General features: G+C 69.6%; 1 pseudogene. It reads left to right on the plus strand.

Annotation, left to right across the window (positions count from 1 at the left end):
* Window positions 1–140: 140 nt before the first annotated feature.
* Window positions 141–26,653: pseudogene (locus I1A62_RS35730) on the plus strand (non-ribosomal peptide synthase/polyketide synthase).
* Window position 26,654 lies beyond the last annotated feature (1 nt).

The raw sequence follows: 26,654 nt of genomic DNA on the forward strand, positions 1-26,654 counted from the left end.
CCTGTGGACGGCGAACGATCGATCTGGGGGGCGGGGAGAAGTCACCGCCTCCCGCATTCGCGAGTCAGGATCCGGACGCGCTCACGACGTCGACGGTCGGGGATACCCTACGGGGAGGAACCACCGTGAAGTCCCCAGACATGCGAAAGCCGGCTGCAGACGATTCGGAGGCGGCCTCGTTCCCGCTGTCTGCGGCGCAGCGTGCCACCTGGTTCGCGCAGCAACTCGACCCCGCGGTGCCGATCTCGGTAGCGCACTACGTGGAGTTGCACGGCGACCTCGACATCGACCTGCTGCGACGCGAGACCATCGTGGTGGCCCGCGAGTTCCAGTCGCCGTTCCTCAAGGTCGTCGAGGTCGACGGCGGGCCGATGCAGTACGTGGACCCCACCACCGACACGTCCATCGCGTTCGTCGACTTTCGCGGCGACGACGACCCGGTCGCCGCTGCGCACGAATGGATGGACCGGGACTACCAGGCCCCACTCGACCTCGAAGCCGATCGGCTGTTCGAGACGTCGATCCTGTGCGTGGGCGAGGCGCATTACCTGTGGTACAGCCGCATTCACCACGTCGCGCTCGACGGCTACGGTGCCATGACGCTGATCAACCGCATCGCGCACCGGTATTCGGCCGCGGTCGCGGGTCGCGAACCGGATCCGAGCCGGGCCGCGACGCTGCGCGCACTGTACGACGTCGACGCCCTCTACCGGGCGTCCGATCGCTTCGTGGCCGATCGGGAGTACTGGGCCACGCGCGTCGAGGGAATCGGCGGGTCGACGCTGGCCGACGCGCCCGCACCCGCACTCGCCAGGAGCAAGGTCGAGAGTGCGCTGCTGTCCGAGGCGGCCGCGTCCGGCATCCAGAGTTCCGACAGCCAGGCGACCGCCGCGGCGGCCGTCACGATCATCGCCGCGTTCGCCTGCTACCTGTCGCGGGCCACGGCGAAAACCGAAGTCCTCGTCAATGTTCCGATGTCCGGGCGGACCACGTCGCTGCTGCGCAATTCCGGCGGGATGACGGTCAGCGTCGCACCGTTGCCGATCACCGTCGACGAGGATACAACGGTCGCGGACCTCGTGTCGCAGGTCAGGCGAGAGCTGATGGGCGCGTTGCGGCATCAGCGGTGCAGCGTCGAGGACATCCGCCGCGACGCCGGCGCCGGCGGTGTGGCGGAACTGCACGGACCCATGGTCAACGTCATGCTGTTCCACCAGGACGTGGTGCTCGGCCCCCTGGTCGGCGAATACCACATCGTCACCTCGGGCCCGGTGGAAGACCTCCTCGTCAACGTGTATCCGAGTGGGACGCCGGCGGAGATCTTCGTCGATTTCCGGGCCAACCCGAACCGGTATGAGGATGCGGCGCTGCGACGGCACCACCGGCACTTCGTCGAACTCCTGGAAGAATTCGTCTCGGCGGATCCGCAGGCCCGGCTCGCGACCGTTCACGAGGCGACCGCCCGCGAAGGTGAGCGGCGACGCCGCGAGGCGCACCACCTCGCGTACTGGACCGATCGGCTGTCGGGGATGCCCGAGGTGCTGCACCTGCCATCCGATCGGGCCCGGCCGCCCGCGCAGTCCGGGAACGCCGACCGCGTCGACGTCCCGGTCGGGGCCGGGACTCACCGCGGACTGCGGGCGCTGGCAGACGAACACGACACCACCACGTTCAGCGTTCTGCACGCGGCCGCGGCCGTGCTGCTGAGCAGGCTCTCCGGCGCCCCGGAGGTCGCGGTCGGGACGCCGGCCACAGTGGACCGTGGGCAGAACCTGGTCGTGCTCCGGACCCGCGCCGAACCGGACGCGACCTTCACCCAGCATCTCCGTCACGTTCGCGACGTCGACCGGGAGGCGTTCGAGCACCGTGACGTCCCGTTCGAGCGGGTGGTCGGGGCGCTCGCGGTCCGTGATTCGCCCGCCTACTCGCCGATCGTCCAAGTGCTGTTCGAGTGCGGCGACGCGGCCGGAACCCCCGGGATCGAACGATTCGACCTCCGCGTCACCGCGGCGGAGACCGTCGACGCCGACGGCATCCCGACCGGCATCACCGTGACCCTCGGGTTCGCCACCGACCTGTTCGACCCCGGCTCGGTTCGTCGACTCGGCGAACGATTCCGCCGAATCCTGGAGGCGGTCACCGGCGACCCCGATTGCGTAGTCGGCGACATCGACATCCTGTCCGACACCGAACGCGCCACCCTCGTGCCGGTACCCGGTGTCACAGGGCAACCGGGGCGCACGCTACCCGAATTGTTCTCGGCGGCAGCGGAAGTCAACTCCACCGGTATCGCGCTCTCGTATCTCGGAATCGACGTGACGTACCGGGAATTGGACGAGCGCTCCAACCAACTGGCCCGCGTCCTGATCGAGCACGGCATCGGGCCGGAGAACGTCGTGGCACTGGGCATGACCCGATCGATCGAGTCGGTGCTGTCGATGCTGGCGGTCGCGAAGTCGGGTGCAGCGTTCCTGCCCGCCGACCCGAACTACCCGGCCGAGCGGATCGAGCACATGCTCGACGACTCGGGTGCCGCACTTTGTGTGACGGTGTCGGCCGTGCGGTCCCGGATCCCCGGATCGGTGCCCTGGCTGGTGCTCGACGAAGACGAGTTCCGGTTGCACTGTGCGAGTCGACCTTTGTCCGCCGTCACCGACGCCGACCGGGTGCGACCGCTCCGCCCGGAGAATCCGGCCTACGTGATCTACACGTCCGGTTCGACGGGCAGGCCCAAGGGGGTCGTGGTCACCCACAGCGGTCTGGACAACTTCGCGGCCGAGCAACGCACCCGATCTGGTGCGACGCAGACCTCCCGGATTCTGCACTTCTCCACGCCGAGTTTCGACGCGTCCGTCTCCGAGTACCTGCACGTGTTCGCCGCCGCGGCGACCATGGTGATCGCCCCGCCGACAATCTACGGCGGGGAGGAACTGTCCCGGTTCCTGCAGTCGGAGACGGTCACGCACGGATTCGTCACCACCGCGGCGCTCGGCACCATCGAGCCGGACGGACTCTCCGACTTACGGGATGTGGTGTTCGGCGGCGAGGCGTGTCCGCCGGAACTGGTGCAGCGGTGGGCGCCCGGCCGCCGGCTGTCCAATGCGTACGGGCCCACCGAGGCCACCGTCATGTCGAACATCAGCGCACCGCTGTCCCCGGACGGCGCCGTCACGCTGGGCGGCCCGCTCCGCGGTTTCCGCGAGGTCGTCCTCGACGAACGGCTGATGCCGGTGCCCGCCGGCGTGGCCGGGGAGTTGTACATCGCCGGCGACGGCCTCGCCCGCGGATACCACGGCAGGTCGGCGCTCACGGCGGAACGGTTCGTGGCCGACCCGTTCGGCGGCCCCGGCGAGAGGATGTACCGCACCGGGGACGTCGTGCGGTGGCGACCCGACCGCACACTGGAGTATCTGGGCCGCAGTGATTTCCAGGTGAAGGTGCGCGGATTCCGCATCGAACTCGGCGAGATCGACACGGTCCTCCACACCCATCCGCGGGTGCGGACCGCCGTGACGATGCAGCACACGGCGCCGTCCGGCGACCCGGTGCTCGTGTCGTACGTGCTGCCCGCCGCCGGGCAGCACGTCACCGTGACCGAGTTGACGGACCACACCGCACGGCAACTGCCGACGTACATGGTGCCTGCGGCGATCGTGATACTGGACGAGTTGCCGCTGACACCGGTGGGGAAACTCGATCGAGCCGCCCTCCCCGCGCCGGAATTCCTGTCCACGACCGCCGAATTCCGCGCCCCCGCCACCGCGGAGGAGAAGGCCGTCGCCCGGGTGTTCGCGGACGTCCTCGGCGTGGAGCGAATCGGTCTCGACGACAGCTTCTTCGACCTCGGCGGGAACTCGCTCGTCGCGACGAGGGTCGTCGCACGGGTGAATGCCGCACTCGGCGTCGAACTCGTGGTGCGGACCCTGTTCGAGGCGCCGACCGTGGAGGCGTTGGCCGAACGCATCGGGAGTGCGCACGCGAGGCCCTCGGGCCGCCCGGACCTCGTCGCGCAGCAGCGTCCCGACCGGATCCCGCTCTCGCTTGCCCAGCAGCGCCTGTGGTTCGTCAATCAGTACGACACCTCCTCGCCCGCCTACAACATCCCGATGGCGTTGCGCCTGAACGGAACCCTCGACGTGGCGGCACTCCGAGCGTCGGTCGGGGACATCCTCGACCGACACGAATCGCTGCGCACCGTGTATCCGGCGTCCGTGGACGGACCGCATCAGGTGATCCAGCCACTGGGCGGGATGATTCCGGACCTGGACCCGAAAACCGTCGAGGACGAGGCGGCGTTGCGTGCGCGAATGGCCGAGTTGGCCGGGCGGGGCTTCGACGTGAGCACCGAGGTGCCCGTCCGCGGCGCCCTGTTCCGGACCGGCCGGGGCGACCACGTTCTCATGCTGGTGGTGCACCACATCTCGGCGGACGGGGCGTCGCTGGCACCGCTTGCCCGCGACCTGATGGTCGCGTACTCGGCGCGGGTGCAGCAACAGTCGCCGGACTGGCGGCCGCTGCCCGTGCAGTACGCCGACTACAGCCTCTGGCAGAGGGCCGCCCTCGGTCGCGAAGAGAATCCCGGCAGCGTGATGTCGGCGCAAGTGGAGTACTGGAAGCAGACGCTGTCCGGCCTCCCCGACGCGATCGACCTTCCCCTGGACCGACCGAGGCCCACCGACAGGGCGCTCCGCGGCGGAACCGTCCGATTCACGGTGCCCGCAGAGGACCATCGGACGCTTCTCGCCATTGCGCGGCAACACGATTCCACGATGTTCATGGTGATGCACGCGGCGCTCGCGGTGCTGATCGCGCGGCTGAGCGGGACCGGAGACGTCGCGATGGGGACGCCGATCGCCGGTCGCGGCGAGGAAGCACTCGACGACGTCGTGGGGATGCTCGTCAACACCCTGGTCCTGCGGACCGCCGTCGACCCCGCCGCGACGTTCGCCGACGTGCTGTCCCGGGTGCGGGAGTCGGATCTGGCGGCGTTCGGACACGCGGACGTGCCCTTCGAGAGCGTGGTGGACGCCGTCGCGCCGAACCGTTCGACCGCGTACTCACCGCTGTTCCAGATCTTGCTGGAGTTCCAGAACACCGCCCCGGTCCACGTGGACCTGCCGGGACTGACGGTGGAAACCGTCGACGTCGACCCCGGTGTCTCCAAGTTCGACCTGCAGTTGACGCTCACCGAGCAGTACGACGCGACGGGGACCGGAGCCGGTATCGCCGCATCGTTCACATTCGCGTCCGACGTGTTCGACCGGGCGACGGTGGTCAGGTTCGGGGAGCGGTTCGTTCGGATCCTGGGGGCGTTCGCGCGGGGTGCGGACACCGCGGTGGGGGATGTGGAGGTTCTGGGGGCGGGTGAGCGGGGGTTGGTGGTCGGGTCGTGGAATGCGACGTCGCACGTGGTGCCGAGTTCGACGTTGGTGGAGTTGTTCGAGGCGCAGGTGGTGCGGTCTCCGGATGCGCCGGCGGTGGTGTTCGAGGGTGTGGTGTTGTCGTATGGGGAGTTTGCTGCGCGGGTGCATCGGTTGGCGCGGTGGTTGATCGGTGTGGGGGTGGGTCCGGAGTCGTCGGTGGGTGTGGCGGTGCGGCGGTCGGTGGACATGGTGGTGGGGATGTATGCGGTGGTGGTGGCGGGTGGGGCGTATGTGCCGATCGATCCGGATCAGCCTTCGGAGCGGGTCGGGTACGTCGTGGGCACGGCTGATCCGGTGGTGGTGTTGACCACTGCCGCGGATGCGGCCGCGTTGCCGGGGTCGGTCGCGGTGGACAGGCTGGATGTGTCGGGGTTGCCTGCGGGTCCGGTGGGGGATGAGGAGCGGGTGTCGCGGCTGCGGCCGGAGCATCCGGGGTATGTGATGTTCACGTCGGGGTCGACGGGTCGTCCGAAGGGGGTGTCGGTTCCGCATGCGGGGATTGTGAATCGGTTGTTGTGGATGCAGGATCGGTATCTGCTGGATGCTGATGATGTGGTGTTGCAGAAGACTCCGGTGACGTTCGATGTGTCGGTGTGGGAGTTGTTCTGGCCGTTGTTGTGTGGGGCGCGGTTGGTGATCGCCGCCCCGGACGGGCATCGCGACCCCGCATATCTTTCCGGCCTGATCGTTGAACACGGTGTGACCACAGTGCATTTCGTTCCCTCCATGCTCGCCGTGTTCACCGCCGAGCCGGCCGCGGCGCGCTGCACGAGCCTGCGGCAGGTGTTCGCCTCGGGTGAGGCGTTGCCCGCGCAGACGGTGTCGAGGATGCGGGCACTGCTCCCCGAGTCCCGCATCCACAATTTGTACGGCCCGACCGAGGCTGCGGTGGATGTGACCTTCCACGAGGTCACCGGGGCGGATTCGGTGGTGGTGCCGATCGGGGCGCCGGTGTGGAATACGCAGACGTTCGTCCTCGACGAACGGTTGCGGCCGGTGCCGGTGGGGGTGGCGGGGGAGTTGTATCTCGGTGGGGTGCAGTTGGCGCGGGGGTATGCGGGGCGGGCGGAGTTGACGGCGGACCGGTTCGTGGCGAACCCGTTCGGGTTGGGTGCGCGCTTGTATCGGACGGGGGATCGGGTTCGGTGGTTGTCCTCGGGGGAGTTGGAGTATCTGGGTCGTACGGATTTTCAGGTGAAGCTGCGGGGTCAGCGGATCGAACTCGGGGAGGTCGAGGCGGTGTTGCTGCGCCGTCCGGAGGTGGCGCAGGCGGTGGTGGTGCTGCGTGGGGACGGGGCGGCGGGGGAGTATCTGGCGGGGTATGTGGTGCCGGTGGCCGGGATGGTGGTGGACGAGCGGGTGGTGCGGGAGTCGGCGGCGATGGTGTTGCCGGGGTTCATGGTGCCGTCGGTGGTGGTGGTGTTGCCGGAGTTGCCGGTGACGGTGAACGGCAAACTCGACCGGAAGGCGTTGCCGAAAACCGACTTCGGCAGCATGGCCGAAGGTTTCGTGGCGCCTCGTACTCCCATCGAGGAGATCGTGGCCGCCGTCTGCGCCGACCTGCTCGGACTCGACAGGGTGGGCGCGCACGACAACTTCTTCGACCTCGGTGGGAACTCGCTGATCGCCACCCGGTTGGTGGCCCGGATCAATGCGGTCGTCGGAGACCGAATTGGACTACGCGACGTGTTCGACGCCCCCACCGTCGCGGGTCTGGCACTGCTGGCCGAGTCGCAGGACGGGCTCGAGGCCCGCCCCCCGCTGAAACCGAGGGAAGGCACCGCGGAAGTCCCCGTGTCGCCGGCCCAGCAGCGGATGTGGTTCATCAACCAGTTCGACACGTCCTCCTCCGCCTACAACGTCGCCTTCGCACTGAGGCTCGACGGCCGGCTCGACGTGCACGCGCTTCAGTCGGCGGTCGCGGACGTCATCGAACGGCACGAGGCCGTGCGCACCCTCTTCCCCCTCGCCGACGACGGCCCCCGCCAGGTGATCCTGCCCGCGGCGAGTGCAGTGCCCGATCTCGCTCCGGTCAGTGTGCCCGGTGAAGCCGAACTCCGCGAACAATCGCTGACACTGCTGTCCGCAGGATTCGACGTGACCACGGAATTGCCGTTGCGCGCGCGACTGTTCCGGCTCGACGAGAACGTGCACGTGCTCGCGGTGGTGGTGCATCACATCGCCGCCGACGGCTTCTCGATGGCACCGCTGGCCCGGGACGTCATGGCCGCGTATGCGTCCCGGGCGATTGGGTCCGCCCCGGACTGGGCGCCCCTGGACGTGCAGTACGCCGACTACGCGCTGTGGCAGCGGGAGTGGCTGGGATCGGAATCCGATGAGAAGTCGCCCATCTCGCGGCAGCTCGCCTACTGGACCACCACGCTGTCGGACCTGCCCGAACTGCTGGAGCTGCCCACCGACCGTCCCCGGCCCGCCGTCCGGTCCCTTCGCGGCGGTCACGTCGAGTTCGTGATCGACCCGGACATTCATGCCGGCGTCATGAGGCTGGCGCGGGAACACACCACCACGGTGTTCATGACGTTGCATGCCGCGCTGGCGGTCGTGCTCGCACGCGTGAGCGGCGCGGACGACATTGCCGTCGGGACGCCGATCGCCGGTCGCGGCGAACGCGAACTCGACGACGTGGTCGGCATGTTCGTCAACACCCTCGTCCTGCGCACCCACGTCGACGGCGACGACACCTTCGCCGAGTTCCTCGGTCGTGTCCGGGAAACCGATCTGGGTGCCTTCACACACGCGGAGGTTCCGTTCGAACGGGTGGTGGAGGTCCTGAGCCCGTCCCGGGTGACGGCGTACGCGCCGCTGTTCCAGGTGATGCTCGAGTTCCAGGACATCGAGCGCCCCACACTGGAACTGCCGGACCTGCAGGTCCGGAACATCGACTACGAGATCGACACCGCCAACTTCGATCTGCAATGGACCCTGGCCGAGCAGTTCGACGAACACGGCAACCCGGCAGGCATCGTCGCGGGTCTCGGCTACGCCACCGACCTCTTCGACGAGGACACGGCGATCGGGTTCGCGGAACGACTCGTGCGCATCCTCGCGGCGGTCACCGCCGACCCCGGCGCCCGGGTCGGCGACATCGATATCCTCGGATCTTTGGAGCGTGCCCTGCTCTCCCCGGTGCCGGGTGGTGCCGCCGTCGCGCCGCGGACGCTGCCGGACCTGATGGCCGACGCGGTCGTGCACGATCCGGAGGCCACGGCCCTGGTCTTCGCCGGCAGTGCCGTGCGCTACGCAGACCTCGACAGGCGATCGAACCGGTTGGCCCGCATGCTGATAGAGCGCGGTGTCGGGCCAGAGTCGGTGGTCGCACTGTGTGTGCCGCGGTCCGTGGAATCCATAGTGGCCGTCTGGGCGATCGCGAAATCGGGGGCTGCGTTCCTCCCCGTGGACCCGAACCACCCACCGGCGCGGATCGAATACATGCTCACCGACTCCGGCGCCGTATGCGGGCTGACCGGATCCGCGCAACGTGGCGCACTGCCCGACGTCGTGCCCTGGCTGGTGCTGGACGCCCCCGGCATCGAGGACGATCTGTCGCACCATCCGGCGTCGGCGATCACCGACGACGAGCGGATCGCGCCCATCCGGGCCGACAATCCGGCGTACCTCATCTACACGTCGGGGTCGACGGGCACACCCAAGGGAGTGATCACCACCCACCGTGGTCTCGCTGCCTTCGCGGCACAGGAGAGGGAGACGTTCGGCACGACGCCCGAATCCCGGACCCTGCACTTCGCATCACCGAGTTTCGATGCGTCCGTCCTCGAACTGCTGCTGGCGATCGGCGCCGCAGCGACGATGGTGATCGCACCACCGTCCGTCTACGGCGGCGCCGAATTGGCGCAGTTGCTCGAAACCGAGCGGGTCACGCACTGCTTCGTCACTCCGGCGGCACTCGCGTCGGTCGACCCCGCCGGACTCACGGCGCTCGAGTGCGTCGTGACCGGCGGGGAAGCGTGTCCGCCCGAACTGGTCGCCCGGTGGGCGCCGGGCAGGCGCATGTTCAACGCGTACGGGCCGACCGAGGCAACGGTCGTGTCGAGTATCAGCGACCAACTGGTGCCGGGCGATCCGGTCACCATCGGCACACCCACCCTCGGCTTCGCCGAGACCGTGCTCGACTCGCGACTGCACCCGGTGCCTGCCGGTGTCGCCGGGGAGTTGTACCTCGCAGGTCCGGCCCTTGCACGCGGCTACCGCCGGCGGTACCCGCTCACCGCCGAACGCTTCGTCGCCGATCCGTTCGGTCCACCGGGCAGCCGGATGTACCGGACCGGGGACCGGGCGCGCTGGCTGGCCGACGGTCAGTTGGAGTACCTCGGGCGCACCGATTCCCAGGTGAAGATCCGGGGCTTCCGGATCGAACTCGGGGAGGTCGAGTCGGCGCTGCTCACCCACGACTCCGTGGCGCACGCGGCGGCGAGCGTGTGGAACGCCGACGGCGGCGGCGACCGGCTGATCGGGTACGTGGTGCCCGAATCCGGTGCGGCGATCGATTCGCGGGCAGTCCTCGACTTCGTCGCCGGCCAGTTGGCGTCGTACATGGTTCCGGCCGCGCTGATGGTACTCGACTCGATTCCCCTGACCGTTCACGGAAAGATCGACCGCACAGCCCTTCCGGCACCCGACTTCACCGGGTCCGGAAGCCGGCCGCCGCAGACCGAGACCGAGGAACTTCTCGCCGGACTGTTCGAGGACGTGCTCGGACTGGATTCGGTCGGCGCGGACGATTCGTTCTTCTCCCTCGGCGGCGACAGCATCCTGTCGATCCAGTTGGTGGCCCGCGCACGCGCCGCCGGTGTGATCCTCTCTCCCCGCGACGTATTCGACCACCGAACCGTCGCCGGACTCGCCGCGGCCGCGCGATTCGACCACGACGGCACCGCTCTCGGCGAGTTGCCGGGTGCCGGCGTCGGCCCCCTGCCGCTGACACCGGTCGCGCGCTGGATGTTCGAGCGCAGCGGCGGACGGCTCGACAGGTTCTCGCAGGCGCTACTGCTGGCGACCCCCGCCGGTCTCACTCACGAGGTGCTCGTCGGCGCCGTCGAGGCGGTACTGGACCGGCACGACATGCTCCGGGCACGGGTGTCCGCGGACGGCATGGACGTGCTGCATGCGGGTTCGGCACCGGCGGACATCCGCCGGGTGCCCGTCGACGCGCTGCAGGGCGAAGACTTCACCGCACTCGCCGGCGCCGAACTCGAGGCCGCGGCCGACCACCTGGACCCGGCCGCGGCCCGCATGGTGCGGGTGGTCTGGTTCGACGTCCCGGACGACGTCGGGCGACTGCTCGTCGTGGTGCACCACCTCGTGGTCGACGGTGTGTCCTGGCGGATTCTCGTCGCGGACCTCGTTTCGGCGGCGGGCCGACTCCAGGCCGGACTCACACCTGCGCTGCCGGCAGTCGGAACGTCGATGCGGCGGTGGTCGCACGGCCTGACCGAGGCCGCTCGAACCCGGACGGGCGAACTCGCGTCGTGGAAGAGGATCCTCGACGGCCCCGATCCGCTGATCGGTTCGCGTCCCCTGGATCCCGCGATCGACGTGGACGCGACCGTCGGCACCGTCACGGTCGATGTGCCGCCGGCGGTGACCGACGCCCTGCTCACCACGTTGCCCGACGCATTCCACGGGACGGTGGGCGACGGCCTGCTCACCGCGGTTGCCCTGGCGCTGATCGCCTGGCGACGGGAACGCGGCGCCGCCGTCTCGGACGCGCTGCTCACCCTCGAAGGCCACGGCCGCGAGGAGCAGATCGTCCCGGGCGCGGACCTCTCCCGCACCGTCGGATGGTTCACCACCGTGTATCCGGCGCGATTGGACCTCACCGGACTCGATGTCGACGACGCCCTGGCAGGCGGCACCGCGGCAGGGCAGGCGATCAAGGCCGTCAAGGAACAGTTGCTCGCGATCCCGGATCACGGCATCGGCTTCGGACTGCTGCGCTACCTGGACGACGAGACGTCGAGGGCGCTCCGCGGATTCCGCTCTCCTCAGGTCAGTTTCAACTATCTCGGGCGGGTGACCCTCTCCGGCGGAGGCGACGACTGGCTGCCGGTGGAGAGCACACTCGGCGGCACCAGGAACCCCGACATGCCCGTCGCGTCCGTGATCGACATCAACGCCTTCGTCTCCGACACCCCCGACGGGCCCCGGCTACGGGCGTCGTTCGCGTTCCCGACCGGTGTCCTCCCCGAGACCGAGGTCGCGGCGTTCGCGGAACTGTGGCGCCGTGCACTGGAGGGACTCGCCGCGCACACGGCACAACCGGACGCGGGCGGGCTGACACCGTCCGATCTTCCGCTGGTGCCTGCGAACCAGCAGCAGATCGACCGCTGGGAGGGGCGGTTCCCGGCACTGCAGGACGTGTGGTCGCTGTCGCCGCTGCAGTCGGGGTTGCTGTTCCATGCCGCGCTGGCCGCGGAGTCGATGGACGTCTACACGGCCCAACTGCGGATCGATTTCGAGGGCGAGGTCGACACGGTGCGCCTGCGGGCGGCCGCCGCAGGACTACTGGCTCGCCACGCGAATTTGCGCACCGCGTTCGTCTACGACGACGGGGTACCCGCGCAGATCGTTCTCGACGCGGTGGAGGTGCCGTGGAGGGAGGTCGATCTCACCATCGCCGGAACCGAGTCGGAACTTGCGCGACTGCTCGACGAGGACCGCAGTGCCCGATTCGATCTCGCCCGGCCACCTCTGCTCCGCCTGACGCTGTTCCACACCGCTCCAAGCAGTTTCGTCCTGTCGATCACGAACCACCACATCGTCCTCGACGGCTGGTCGATGCCGCTGCTGGTACGGGAACTGCTGGTCCGCTACGCATCGGGCGGCGACCCGGCCGGATTGTCTCAGCCGCCCTCGTACCGCACGTACCTGGAATGGGTCGCGAACCGGGACGCGAACCTTTCGGCCCTGGCCTGGGAACGAGCACTCGACGGTCTCGAGGAGCCGACGCTGGTCGCGCCGCACGCGTCCGCGGCGCTCTACGGTGTGCCCCACGAACTCGACGTCGACCTGCCCTCCGGGATTCTCGACGGGCTCGCGACGACGGCCGAACGCGCGCGTGTCACGATGAACACGGTGATCCAGGCCGCGTGGGGTGTGCTGTTGTCCCGGTTGGTCTCCCGTGACGACGTGGTGTTCGGGGCCACCGTGTCCGGACGTCCGCCGCAACTGTCCGGTGTCGAGAACATGCTGGGACTGTTCATCAACACGGTCCCGGTGCGCGTGCGGCTGGACCCGGACGAGAGCATCGCGGTACTGCTCGCCCGCCTGCAGGACGAGCAGACGGCCCTGCTCGACCACCATCAGGTCGGCCTCGGCGACATTCAGTCGCTGGTGGGTCTGGGCAGCCTGTTCGACACGCTGTCGGTGTTCGAGTCGTACCCGATCGACACGTCCGGACTGGACGAGAGCACCGACATCGGTGGCGTGCGGGTAACCGGTCTCGATGCCCGAGACGCGACGCACTACCCGGTCACGCTGCTCACGATCGTCGAACCGCGACTGCGGCTGAGTCTGCGCTACCAGCCGGGAATCCTCGACCGGGCCACTGTCACCACGTTCGCCGACCGCCTGGTCCGGATCCTCGCGACGATCGCCGATGATCCGGACACTGTGGTCGGTGATGTGGAGGTTCTGGGGGCGGGTGAGCGGGGGTTGGTGGTCGGGTCGTGGAATGCGACGTCGCACGTGGTGCCGAGTTCGACGTTGGTGGAGTTGTTCGAGGCGCAGGTGGTGCGGTCTCCGGATGCGCCGGCGGTGGTGTTCGAGGGTGTGGTGTTGTCGTATGGGGAGTTTGCTGCGCGGGTGCATCGGTTGGCGCGGTGGTTGATCGGTGTGGGGGTGGGTCCGGAGTCGTCGGTGGGTGTGGCGGTGCGGCGGTCGGTGGACATGGTGGTGGGGATGTATGCGGTGGTGGTGGCGGGTGGGGCGTATGTGCCGATCGATCCGGATCAGCCTTCGGAGCGGGTCGGGTACGTCGTGGGCACGGCTGATCCGGTGGTGGTGTTGACCACTGCCGCGGATGCGGCCGCGTTGCCGGGGTCGGTCGCGGTGGACAGGCTGGATGTGTCGGGGTTGCCTGCGGGTCCGGTGGGGGATGAGGAGCGGGTGTCGCGGCTGCGGCCGGAGCATCCGGGGTATGTGATGTTCACGTCGGGGTCGACGGGTCGTCCGAAGGGGGTGTCGGTTCCGCATGCGGGGATTGTGAATCGGTTGTTGTGGATGCAGGACCGGTATCTGCTGGATGCTGATGATGTGGTGTTGCAGAAGACTCCGGTGACGTTCGATGTGTCGGTGTGGGAGTTGTTCTGGCCGTTGTTGTGTGGGGCGCGGTTGGTGATCGCCGCCCCGGACGGGCATCGCGACCCCGCGTACCTCGAGCGGGTGATCCGCGAGGAGTCGGTCACGACGGTGCATTTCGTGCCGTCGATGCTCGAGGTGTTCCTGGCGGGTGCGAACGTCGAAGGCTGCGGTGCATTGCGCCGGGTGTTCACCAGCGGTGAGGCGCTGCCCGCCCAGACGGCGGCACGGCTGCGCGGGACGAGCGGCGCGGCGCTGCACAACCTGTACGGTCCGACGGAGGCTGCGGTGGATGTGACGTTCCACGAGGTCACTGGGGCGGATTCGGTGGTGGTGCCGATCGGGGCGCCGGTGTGGAATACGCAGACGTTCGTGCTCGATGGGCGGTTGCGGCCGGTGCCGGTGGGGGTGGCGGGGAGTTGTATCTCGGTGGGGTGCAGTTGGCGCGGGGGTATGCGGGGCGGGCGGAGTTGACGGCGGATCGGTTCGTGGCGAACCCGTTCGGGTTGGGTGCGCGCTTGTATCGGACGGGGGATCGGGTCCGGTGGTTGCGGTCGGGGGAGTTGGAGTATCTGGGTCGCACGGATTTTCAGGTGAAGCTGCGGGGTCAGCGGATCGAGCTGGGTGAGGTCGAGGCGGTGTTGCTGCGCCGGCCGGAGGTGGCGCAGGCGGTGGTGGTGCTGCGTGGGGACGGGGCGGCGGGGGAGTATCTGGCGGGGTATGTGGTGCCGGTGGCCGGGATGGTGGTGGACGAGCGGGCGGTGCGGGAGTCGGCGGCGATGGTGTTGCCGGGGTTCATGGTGCCGTCGGTGGTGGTGGTGTTGCCGGAGTTGCCGGTGACGGTGAACGGCAAACTCGACCGGAAGGCGTTGCCGACACCCGACTTCGGCACGACCACCCGCGGATACCGCGCACCGACGACACCCGCGGAAGAAGCGGTCGCGTCCGCCTTCGCCGCCGTCCTCGACATCGACCGCGTCGGCGCCGACGACAGCTTCCTCGACCTCGGCGGAGATTCCCTCAGCGCCACCCGTGCGGTGGGACGCATCAACAGCGCGCTGGACACCGACTTGGGTGTCGCGGCGCTGTTCGACGCACCCGTGGTGGCCGATCTCGCCGTCCGGATCGACTCGGACATGCCGAGTTCCGGCACTCCGGCGCTCACTGCGGGGCCACGACCCGAGCGAATTCCGCTGTCGCTCGCGCAGCAGCGGATGTGGTTCGTCAACCAGTTCGACACCGCCTCACCGGCCTACAACATTCCGGTCGCGCTGCAACTGGACGGGGCTCTCGATCTCGATGCACTGCGCGCGGCACTCGGCGACGTCCTGGAGCGACACGAATCGCTGCGCACCGTGTTCCCCGGTTCCGCGGACGGTCCCTGGCAGATGATCGCCGATTCCGCACTCGTCACCCCGGACCTCCAGGCGGTCCCGGTTGCCGAAGAAGCGCTCCGGGACTCGCTCATCGCGTTCTTCGGCGTCGGATTCGATGTCACCGAGGACCTTCCGCTTCGCGTGCGGCTGTTGCAACTCACCCCCGAGCGGCACGTCCTCGCCCTCGTCGTCCACCACATCGCGGCCGACGGCTTCTCGATGGCGCCCCTGGCACGCGACGTGATGCTCGCCTACACGGCACGCGTGCAACAGCAGGCGCCCGGCTGGGCGCCGCTGCCCGTGCAGTACGCCGACTACAGCCTGTGGCAGCGTGAGGCCCTGGGCACCGACACGCAGCCCGATTCGATGATCTCCGGTCTGCTCGACTACTGGACCCGGACGTTGTCCGGCATCCCGGACGTGCTGCCGCTGCCCCTCGACCGGCCACGGCCCGCGCAGCGGTCCCTGGTCGGGGCCGTCGTTCCGTTCGACATCCCACCCGACGTCCACAAGACCCTGGCCGACCTTGCACACCAGAGTAATTCGACGCTGTTCATGGTGGTGCACGCCGCCTTGGCCGTGCTGCTGACGGGAGTGACGGGATCGGAAGACGTGGTGGTGGGAACCCCGATCGCGGGCCGCGGCCACGCCGCCCTCGACGACGTCGTGGGAATGTTCGTCAACACGCTGGTACTCCGCACCCCGGTGCGCGCCGGATCGTCGTTCGCCGAGTTGCTCACCGGCGTGCGGTCGGTGGACCTCGGTGCGTTCGAGCACGCAGACCTGCCGTTCGAGCGACTGGTGGACGAACTCGCACCCGAGCGGTCCACCGCGCACTCACCGCTGTTCCAGGTGCTGCTCGAATTCCAGAACGCCACCCGCACACACCTGGAACTGCCCGGGCTGACCGCCCGGTCGCTCGACGTCGACCTGGACGTGGCGAAATTCGATCTGCAGTTGAGCCTGGTGGAGCGGGTCGACGAGCAGGGCGTGCACGCCGGGATCGACGCCGGTGTCCGCTACGCGACGGACGTCTTCGATCGTGCCTCGGTGGAGAGGTTCGCGGAGCGCCTCGCGAGGGTGATCGAGGCCGTGACCACCGACCCGGCCGCGCCCGTCGGGGACGTCGACATCCTGGACGAGCCCGAACGCGAACTCGTGCTCACCTCCGCGTATCGGCCGGGGACCGACGTCGCACCGCTGTCGCTGGTCGATCTGTTCGATCGGGCGGTGGCGTCCGAGGGCGACGCCGTCGCGGTGCGGTGCGAGGGCTCGTCGGTGACGTACCGGGAACTCGACGAGCGGGCCAACCGCCTCGCCCGACTGCTGGTGGCGCGGGGCTCGGGCGCGGAAACATTGGTGGCGGTGGGGATGACGCGGTCGACCGACCTCGTCGTGGCGCTGGTGGCGGTGGTGAAGGCGGGCGCCGGGTACCTCCCGGTGGACGTGGCCTCTCCCGCCGAGCGACTGGCCTTCCTGCTCGGCGACGCCCGGCCGCATTGTGTGCTCACCACCGCCGCGGACGCCGAGACCTTCCGAAGCTCCGGGGTGCCGGTGATCGTGGTGGACGACCCCGCGACCGTGACTGCACTACAGCCGCTGTCACCGCTGCCGGTGACCGACGACGACCGCCGCACGCCACTGCACCTGGACTCGGTGGCCTACGTGATCTACACCTCCGGTTCCACCGGGCAGCCGAAAGGCGTGCAGGTCTCGCACCGCAACGTCGTCACGCTGATGGCGAACACGCAGACGCTGTTCGGGTTCGGACCGGCCGACGTGTGGACCATGTTCCATTCCGCCGCATTCGACTTCTCGGTGTGGGAGATGTGGGGAGCGCTCGCGCACGGCGGCCGACTGGTTCTGGTGGACTACTTCACGGCGCGCTCACCCGAGAAGTTCCTCGAACTTCTGCGCGACGAACATGTCACGGTCGTCAATCAAACTCCCACCGCCTTCTACCAATTGGCGGAGTCGGATCGCCTCGCCGGCGGCCCCGCACTGTCGCTGCGGTACGTGATCTTCGGCGGGGAGGCCCTCGACTTCGGCCACCTGCGGCGCTGGTACGCCCGCCGGGGCGACACCGCGCCGGTCCTGGCCAACATGTACGGCATCACGGAAACGACCGTGCACGTCACCCACCTGCCGATCGACCGGGACCTCGTCGAGGAGGCGTCCGGGTCTGTGATCGGCCGGGGTGTGCCGGGACTGCACGTGTACGTGCTCGACGGACGACTCCACCCGGTGCCGCCGGGAGTGGTGGGGGAGATGTACGTCGCCGGGCCGCAGGTCTCGCGCGGCTACCTCGGCCGGGCCGCCCTCACGTCCGGCCGATTCGTCGCCGACCCGTTCGTGCCCGGGGACCGGATGTACCGGTCCGGCGATCTGGGCAGGTGGAACGCGCACGGACAGCTGGAGTACCTCGGCCGCAACGACCTCCAGGTGCAGGTGAAGGGCTACCGGATCGAACTCGGGGAGGTGGAGTCGGCCCTGCTCGCCAACGAGGGGGTGGCACAGGCGGCGGTGGCGGCGCGCGGCGACCGGTTGGTGGGGTACGTGGTGCCGGAGGCCGGCGTCGCAATCGACCCGGCCGTGATTGCCGACGCCGCCACGGAGCGATTGGCGTCGCACATGGTGCCGGCCGCGGTGGTGGTGCTCGACGCAATGCCGCTGACGGTGAACGGCAAACTCGATCGGAAGGCGCTGCCCGAACCGGACTTCGGGCAGCGGGTGACCGCGGGCCGCGGACCGGTCACCGAGACCGAACGCATCCTCGCCGGCCTGTTCGCGGAGGTCCTGGGTCTCGACTCGGTGGGTGTCGACGACTCGTTCTTCGCCCTCGGCGGCGATTCGATCATGTCGATCCAGCTGGTCACCCGTGCCAAGGTCGCCGGGGTACTGATCTCGCCGCGGGACGTGTTCGAGCGCAAAACCGTTGCCGGGCTGGCAGCGACAGCCTGCACGGACGACGAGGCGGTGGTTCTCGACGAACTGCCCGGCGGTGGGGTCGGGGAGATCGTGCTGACGCCGATCGTGCGGTGGATGCTCGCCAGGGGCGGGGATTTCCGCCGCTACGCGCAGTCCGCGCTGTTCACGCTCCCGACAACGATGACCGAAGACACCCTGACGGAGGCCTTGCAGGCCGTGCTGGACCGGCACGATGTCCTGCGGGCGCGGTTGTATCGCACGTCCCGAACCGAACCGGGCTGGTCGATGGAGGTGCAGGCCGAAGGGTCGGTGCGGGCGACGACCGTGCTGCGCCGGGGCCGGGCGGACGAGATCGGCGCCGAATTCGACAGCGCTCTCGATCGGCTCGACCCGGAGTCGGGCGTACTGATGCAGGTGGTCTGGTTCGACGAAGGCGAACGTCCGGGTCGCGTGCTGATCGTCGTGCATCACCTGACGATGGACGGGGTGTCCTGGCGGATCCTGATCCCCGACCTCGCCGCGGCGTGCGCGCAACTGCAGTCCGGCAGCGCACCGGTCCTGGAGCGGCCGGGAACGTCGATGCGCCGGTGGGCGCACGGCCTCGCCGACGCCGCGCGTGAGCCCCGGCGCGCCGCCGAACTCGACCTGTGGCGCGCGATGCTGGACGCACCCGACCCGCTGCTGGGGTCACGCCCGCTGACCTTGTCGGACACCGCCGCCACCGCAGCCGACCTCGCGGTATCTGTTCCCGCCGCGCTGACCGAGACGTTGCTGACGACCGTGCCGCGGGCGTTCCACGGCAGCGTGGCCGATGCCCTCCTGACGGCATTGGCGATGGCGCTGACGCGATGGCAGCGACACCGCGGCATCGACCTTCCCGGCGCACTGGTCGGGCTCGAAGGCCACGGTCGTGAAGAACAGGTGGTGCCCGGCGCCGACCTCGCGCGCACCATCGGCTGGTTCACCACGATCTTCCCCGTGCGACTCGATCTCAGCGGGGTCGACCTCGACGACGCGTTCGCGGCAGGTCCGTCCGCGGGGGCCGCACTCAAGTCGGTGAAGGAACAACTCCTCGCCGTCCCCGACCACGGCATCGGGTTCGGGCTACTCCGGTACCTGAACGACGACACGGCACAGTCTCTTTCACCGCTGACGATGCCCCAGGTCAGCTTCAACTACCTCGGCAGAATGGGCGGGACCGCCACGGAGACCGCGGAGGGGTGGGTGCCGATCGGCGAACCCGGACTGCGCGAGAACCCGGCCGTTCCTGTCGCGGCCGTCGTCGACATCAATGCCATGACTGTCGATTCGGACGACGGCCCCCTCCTGAGTTCCACGTGGACGTACCCACCGGAGGTCCTCGCCCGCGAGGAGGCCGAGGAACTCGCGGGGCTGTGGCTGCAGGCCCTCGCCGCCCTCGGCGCCCACGCGGAGTCGGGCGGCACCGGGTTCACGCCGTCGGACCTCGAACTCGTCGCACTGCGGCAGGACGCGATCGAGACACTCGAAAGCCGTTGCCCGGACCTGACGGACGTATGGCCGTTGTCGCCGCTGCAGTCCGGCATGCTCTTCCACGCCGAACTCGCCGACGACTCCCTCGACGCCTACCTGGTGCAGGTGAGCCTCGAGCTCGACGGCGCCGTGGATCCGCGTCGATTGCGCCGCGCCGCCGATGTGCTGCTGGCCCGGCACGACAACCTGCGCGCCGGCTTCCTCCGGGACGCCGAGGGCAACGCCGTACACGTGATCCGGCGACGGGTCCACGCACCCTGGCACCAGGTCGACCTGACGGATCTCGGCGAGGACGGCGCGGCATCCGAGATCACGCGCCTGCTGGCCGAGGATCGGGCCCGCCCGTTCGACATGACCCGCGCCCCGCTGATCCGGTTCATGTTGATCGCGACCGGGCCGAACCGATACCGGCTGGTGTCGACGAACCATCACATCCTGCTCGACGGCTGGTCGATGCCGTTGCTGGTCCGGGAGTTGCTGACGCTGTACGCCACCGACGGGGACGCGTCGCCGCTGCCCCGCGTGCGCGGATACCGCGACTACCTGGCGTGGATGATCCGCCGCGATCAGGACGCGTCCCGGGAGGTGTGGGCCCGGGCACTCGCCGGGGTGGACGGTCCGACCTTGCTGGCGCATTCCGACCGGGGTGGCCGGTTGTCCACGATGTCCGACGAGTTCGTCTTCGACCTCGACGAGGAGCGCACCGCCCGGTTGCGGGACGTCGCGCGTTCGCGGGGGCTGACCGTCAACACTCTCGTCCAGGTCTCGTGGGGGATCGTGCTGGGCGCGTTGACCGCCCGCGACGACGTGCTGTTCGGTGCCACCGTGTCGGGGCGGCCGCCCGAGCTGGCGGGCATCGAGACGATGGTCGGCCTGTTCATCAACACCCTCCCCGTCCGGATCCGGCTGCGCCCCGGCGAGACCGTCGGTGCGCTGCTGGACAGGGTGCAGGCCGAGCAGGCGGCGCTGCTGGATCACCATTACCTGGGCCTGTCCGAGATTCAGGCCGCGGCGGGGCCGGAGGTCGGATTCGACACATTGACCGTGTTCGAGTCGTACCCCGTCGACCGCGCCGGGCTCACCACCGACACCGACATCGCCGGCCTGCGCGTCACCGGGGTGGACGCGCGGGACGCCGCCCACTACCCGCTCAGCCTGGTGGCGTCGGTCGACGCGCGGCTGCACCTGAAATTCGAGTACCTCCCGGACGTCTTCGCCGCGGACACCGTCGCAGACGTCGCCGGCCGGGTGCTCCGGGTGCTCGACGCCTGCACCCGTCCGGACCGGCCGCTGGCCGCTCTGTCGCTGCTGACGGACCGGGAGCGCGCCGAACTGGTGCCGGTCCTCGGCAGTCCGGGCGGATCGACCCGCACACTGCCGCAGATCCTCGCGGAGGGTGCCGCGCTCGACGCACACGCGGTCGCCCTGACCTTCGAGGACGTCGACGTGACGTACGGTGCGCTGGACGAGCAGTCGAATCGTCTGGCCCGCGCCCTCATCGCACGCGGGGCGGGCCCGGAGACGTTCGTGGCCATCGGGATACCGCGGTCCCTCGATTCGGTGCTGTCGGTGTGGGCGGTGGCGAAGACCGGCGCGGCGTTCGTGCCGATCGACCCGAACTACCCCGACGAGCGCATCACCCACATGCTCGTCGATTCCGGAGTCACGCTCGGCCTGACCACGACCGGGAACCGAGACCGGCTCCCGGGGGACGCGCAGTGGCTGCTGCTCGACGAACCCGGTTTCGCGGGCGAATGCGCCGGGCGTCCGGCGACACCGGTGACCGACGCCGACCGGAGCGGACCGGTCACGCTGGACACCGCCGCATACGCCGTCTACACGTCGGGGTCCACTGGCCTGCCCAAGGGGGTGGTGGTCACCCACCGCGGTCTGGACAACTTCGCCCTCGACCAACTCGAACGTTTCGGTGCGACAACGCAATCCCGGACCCTGCACTTCTCCACCCCGAGCTTCGACGGGTCGCTGTTCGAGTATCTCCAGGCGTTCGGCGCAGGCGCGACGATGGTGATCGCGCCGCCCACCGTGTTCGGCGGCGACGAACTCGCGCGGCTGCTGGCCGACCGGAACGTCACGCACGCGTTCATTACCACCGCCGCGCTGGCGTCACTCGATCCAGCAGGGCTGACGCACCTCACGGACCTGGTGTTCGGCGGCGAGGCGTGCCCACCCGAACTCGTCGCCCGCTGGGCGCCCGGCCGCAGGCTGTACAACGCGTACGGACCGACCGAGACCACGATCATGTCCAACATCGGCGCACCGATGGTCCCGGGGGAGCCGATCACCATCGGCGGTCCGATCCGCGGCGTGACGGAATTGGTGCTCGACACCCGGCTGCAACCGGTCCCCGTGGGTGTTGCCGGCGAGTTGTATCTCGCCGGGGCAGGTCTGGCCCGCGGCTACCACCGCCGCCAGGCGCTGACCGCGGAACGGTTCGTCGCCGACCCGTTCCGGCCCGGCGAGCGGATGTATCGCACCGGCGACATCGTGCGCTGGACGCCGGACCACAGCATCGAATACGTGGGCCGCACCGATTTCCAGGTCAAGGTGCGCGGTTTCCGCATCGAACTCGGCGAGATCGACGCCACAATCATGTCGGAGCCGAACGTCGGATTCGCGGCCACGCTCGCGCACCGCGGGCCGGCGGGCGACACCCTGCTGGTGTCCTACGTCGTGCCGTCTTCGGGCGGCTCCCTCGACACCGCCGCACTCACCCGGCACGTGGCGGACCGATTGCCGCCGCACATGGTGCCCACCTCGATCACGGTGCTGGAGCGCATTCCGCTGACGGCTGTCGGTAAGCTGGACCGCTCGGCGCTGCCGGAACCCGACCTGCTGTCCGGGGCAGGGCACTACCGGGTCCCGGCCGGCCCGATCGAGGAAACGGTGGCGGGTGTCTTCGCGGACGTGCTCGCGCTGGGGCGGGTCGGCGCCGACGCCGATTTCTTCGACCTCGGCGGCAACTCCCTGAGCGCCACCCGGGTCACGGCGCGGTTGCGCGCGCTGCTCGGCACCGACTGTGGTGTGCGGGACCTGTTCGAGGCGCCCACGGTCGCGGCGCTGGCGGCCCGGATCGAGCAGTCCGGGGCGGAGACGGCCGGCCGCCCGGTACTCGGGGCCCGCACGCGGCCCGACGACATTCCGCTGTCGTTCGCGCAGCAGCGGATGTGGTTCGTCAACCAGCTCGACACCACCTCGGCCGCCTACAACATCCCGATCGTCGTGACACTGAGCGGGGATCTCGATGTGGGAGCTCTGAACTCGGCCCTCACCGACGTCCTTTTCCGGCACGAGTCGCTGCGCACGATGTTCCCGGTCCGCGGGGACTGGCCGGTTCAGCAGATCCTGCCGGCGGCGGGCGCGGTGCCCCCGCTGATCCCCGTCCCCGTCGCGGAAGAGTACCTGCGGGACGAGGTGTCCCGGTTCGTCTCGGCGGGTTTCGATGTGACCGCGGAGCTTCCGCTGCGGGCCGGGTTGTATTCGCTGAGCGCCACCGAGCACGTCCTCGCCGTGGTGGTGCACCACATCTCGGCGGACGGGTTCTCGATGGGCCCGCTGGTGCGCGACGTGATGGCAGCGTACGGCGCCCGCGCATCCGGCGGAGCGCCCGACTGGGCACCGCTTCCGGTGCAGTACGCCGACTACGCGCTGTGGCAGCGGGAACTACTCGGTTCGGAAGACGACCCCGAGTCGCTGCTGTCGAGGCAGCTCGACTACTGGACGACCGCGCTGGCGGGTACTCCCGATCTCCTGGAACTGCCCACCGACCGGGATCGGCCGTCCCAGCAGTCCTTCCGCGGCGCGCGCATCCACTTCTCCGTCGATGCCGACCTGCATCGACGCGTACGGGAGCTGTCGCGACGCCTTGGCTCCACCGAGTTCATGACCGTGCACGCAGCCCTGGCCGTGTTGCTCAGCCGGCTCGGTGGCACCGCGGACGTCGCCGTCGGCACCCCGATCGCCGGCCGCGGCGACCCCGCGCTCGACGGTCTGGTCGGCATGTTCGTGGGCACGCTCGCGCTCCGCACCCGGGTGGACGCGGCCGCGTCGTTCACCGCTCTGGCCGCGCACTGCCGGGACGTCGACCTCGGGGCGTTCGCCCACGCCGACGTTCCGTTCGAGCGCGTGGTGGACGCGGTCGGGCCCACCCGGTCGACGGCGTATGCGCCGCTCGTCCAGGTCTCGCTGGAATTCCAGAACAACGAGCGGCCCGTCCTGACGCTGCCGGGGCTGGACGTCCGCGCCGTCGACTCCGGGCTCGCCGTGGTCAAGGTGGATCTCGAATTCCTGCTGGCAGAGGAGTTCGACGTGGACGGTGCTCCGGCGGGGATGAGCGGCGCCGTGGATTTCGCCACCGACCTCTTCGACGCAGGCACCGTCCGCGGGTTCGCCGACCGGTTCGTGCGGATCCTCGACGCCGTGACGGCGAACCCCGACCGGCCGGTCGGCGACCTCCCGATGCTCGACGAGGCGGAGTTGCGGGCGATGGCGCCGGCCCGCGGCGAGCCGGACGTGCGAGCGCAGTTGTGGCCCGACCTGCTGACCGCGGCCGCCGCATTCGCCCCCGACTCGGTGGCCCTGTCCTACGAGGACCGGCAGGTCAGCTACCGCGAACTCGACGAGTGGTCCAACCGGTGGGCGCGGATCCTACGCGGCCGTGGGGTGGGGCCGGAGACGTTCGTGGCCGTCGGAATGCCTCGCTCGATCGAATCGGTGGTCGCGATCTGGTCGATCACCAAGGCCGGTGCGGCGTTCGTGCCCGTCGACCCCACCTATCCGCGCGAGCGAATCGACTACATGCTCACCGATTGCCGGGCCGCACTCGGACTCACCGTGAGAAGCCGCCGCAGCGACCTGCCGGACACCGTCCCGTGGCTGATCCTCGACGACGAGGAGGCCGCCGCGCGGGTGGCGGCGGTGTCCCCCGCACCGGTCACCGACGAGGATCGGACGACTCCGTTGCACCTCGCCCACCCGGCCTATCTCATCTACACGTCGGGGTCGACCGGACGGCCGAAGGGCGTCACCGTCACCCACCGGGGGATGGCCGATTTCACCGCGGAGACGCACGAACGGTTCCAGGTCACCCACGAGTCCCGGGTGTCGCAACTGGCGTCCCCGAGTTTCGACGCCTCCGTGTTCGAACTGATGATGGCGTTCAGCGCGTCGGCGCAGGTCGTGATCGTGCCGCCCGCCGTCCTCGGGGGTAGCGAGTTGGCGGACCTGTTCCGCCGCGAGCGCGTGACCCACGCGACCATCACCCCGACCGCGCTGGCGGCGCTCGACAACGACGGACTCGATTCGCTCCGCGTCCTCGACCTGGTGGGCGAGGCGTGCCCGCCGGAGGTGGTCGCACGGTGGGCGCCGGGCCGGAGCCTGCACAGCGGGTACGGACCCACGGAGACCACCATCCAGGCGAGTGTCAGCGCCCCGATGCGCCCCGGCGAGGGTGTGAACATCGGTTCGCCCGCAGTGGGATTCGCTTTCCTCGTTCTCGACGAGCGGCTGCAGCCCGTGCCTGCCGGGGTGCCCGGCGAGTTGTACATCGGCGGGCCGGGTATGGCGCGCGGGTACCACAACCGGCCTGCGCTCACCTCGGAACGATTCGTGGCCTGCAACTTCGGGGAGCCGGGGTGCCGGATGTACCGGACCGGCGACGTGGTGCGCTGGAGACATGACCACACCCTGGAGTACCTGGGCCGCAGCGACTTCCAGGTCAAGGTCCGTGGCTTCCGCATCGAACTCGGGGAGATCGACGCCGTGCTCGGCAGGCACCCGGCGGTGGCGTTCGCCGCCACCGTCGGTCACACCGGCCCGTCCGGCGACACCATGCTCGCGTCGTATGTGCGGGTTCAGGACGGCCAGGACATCGAGCCCGCCGGGCTGCGCACCTACGCGTCCGAGCGCCTGCCCGCCCACATGGTGCCGTCCGCGGTGGTCGTACTCGACCGGATACCCATGACCCCGGTGGGCAAACTCGACCGGAAGGCGTTGCCTGCCCCCGAGTTCGGTTCGACTGGCGCCGCGTTCCGGGCGCCGGCCACGGAGACCGAGCGCGTCGTCGTGGACGTCTTCGCGTCGGTGCTCGGGCTGAACCGGGTGGGCACCGCCGACAGCTTCTTCGATCTCGGCGGAAACTCCCTCCTCGCCACGAGGATCGTCAGCGCACTGCAGGCCGCACTGGATCGGCGGGTTCCGCTGCAATGGATGTTCCTCGACCCGACCCCGGCGGGGATTGCCGGCCGCCTCGACCTTCCGCACCGGAGCGCCGGCCTGGAAGAGGCGCTTGCCGTGGTGATTCCGCTGCGGGCGCAGGGCAGCGGCAGGCCGCTGTTCTGCGTGCATCCGGGAATCGGGCTGTCCTGGGGGTACGCCGGTCTGGTGCAGTACCTCCCGCCGGACCGGCCCGCGTACGGGCTGCAACTGCCCACGATCAGCGGGGAGGGCGACTACCGGACGATCGAGGACCTGGCGCACCGCTACCTCGAGGAGATGCGGGCCATCCAGCCCACCGGCCCGTACGACCTGCTCGGCTGGTCGCTCGGCGGGGTCATCGCGCATGCCATGGCCGTCGAACTGCAGGCGGCGGGCGAGGAGGTCGGCACGCTGGCCGTCATGGACAGCTACCCCGTGGGCGGCGAGGAGCCGCCGTCCGGCCGGCTGGACATCCGGGACCTCTTGCGCGGGCTGGGACTGCAGGCCGACCCGGACGCCGAGATGTCATACGAGCACGCGGCCCGGTTGATCGACGAGTCGTTCGGCACCGAGACCGGTGTGCGGGGACGCGACCTCGAACGGATCTCCGCCGGCTACGAGAACTCCCGGTGGCTCGCGCACCACTTCGTGCCCCGGGCCTACGACGGGGACCTGCTCGTCTTCCACGCCACCGGCGACGGGGACGGGACCGCCCGCGCGCACTCGGCCGGCGAATGGCGGCCGCTCGTCACCGGCCGCATCGACGAGCAGCCCGTGGACTGCGGGCACAACGACATGATCGAGCCGCAGTCCCTCGCCGTCATCGGGCCGGTGCTCTCGCGCGCGCTCACCGACCGCCCGTGAC

The sequence above is a fragment of the Rhodococcus sp. USK10 genome (assembly GCF_019378875.1).
GTDB classification, from domain to species: Bacteria; Actinomycetota; Actinomycetes; order Mycobacteriales; family Mycobacteriaceae; genus Rhodococcus_F; species Rhodococcus_F pseudokoreensis.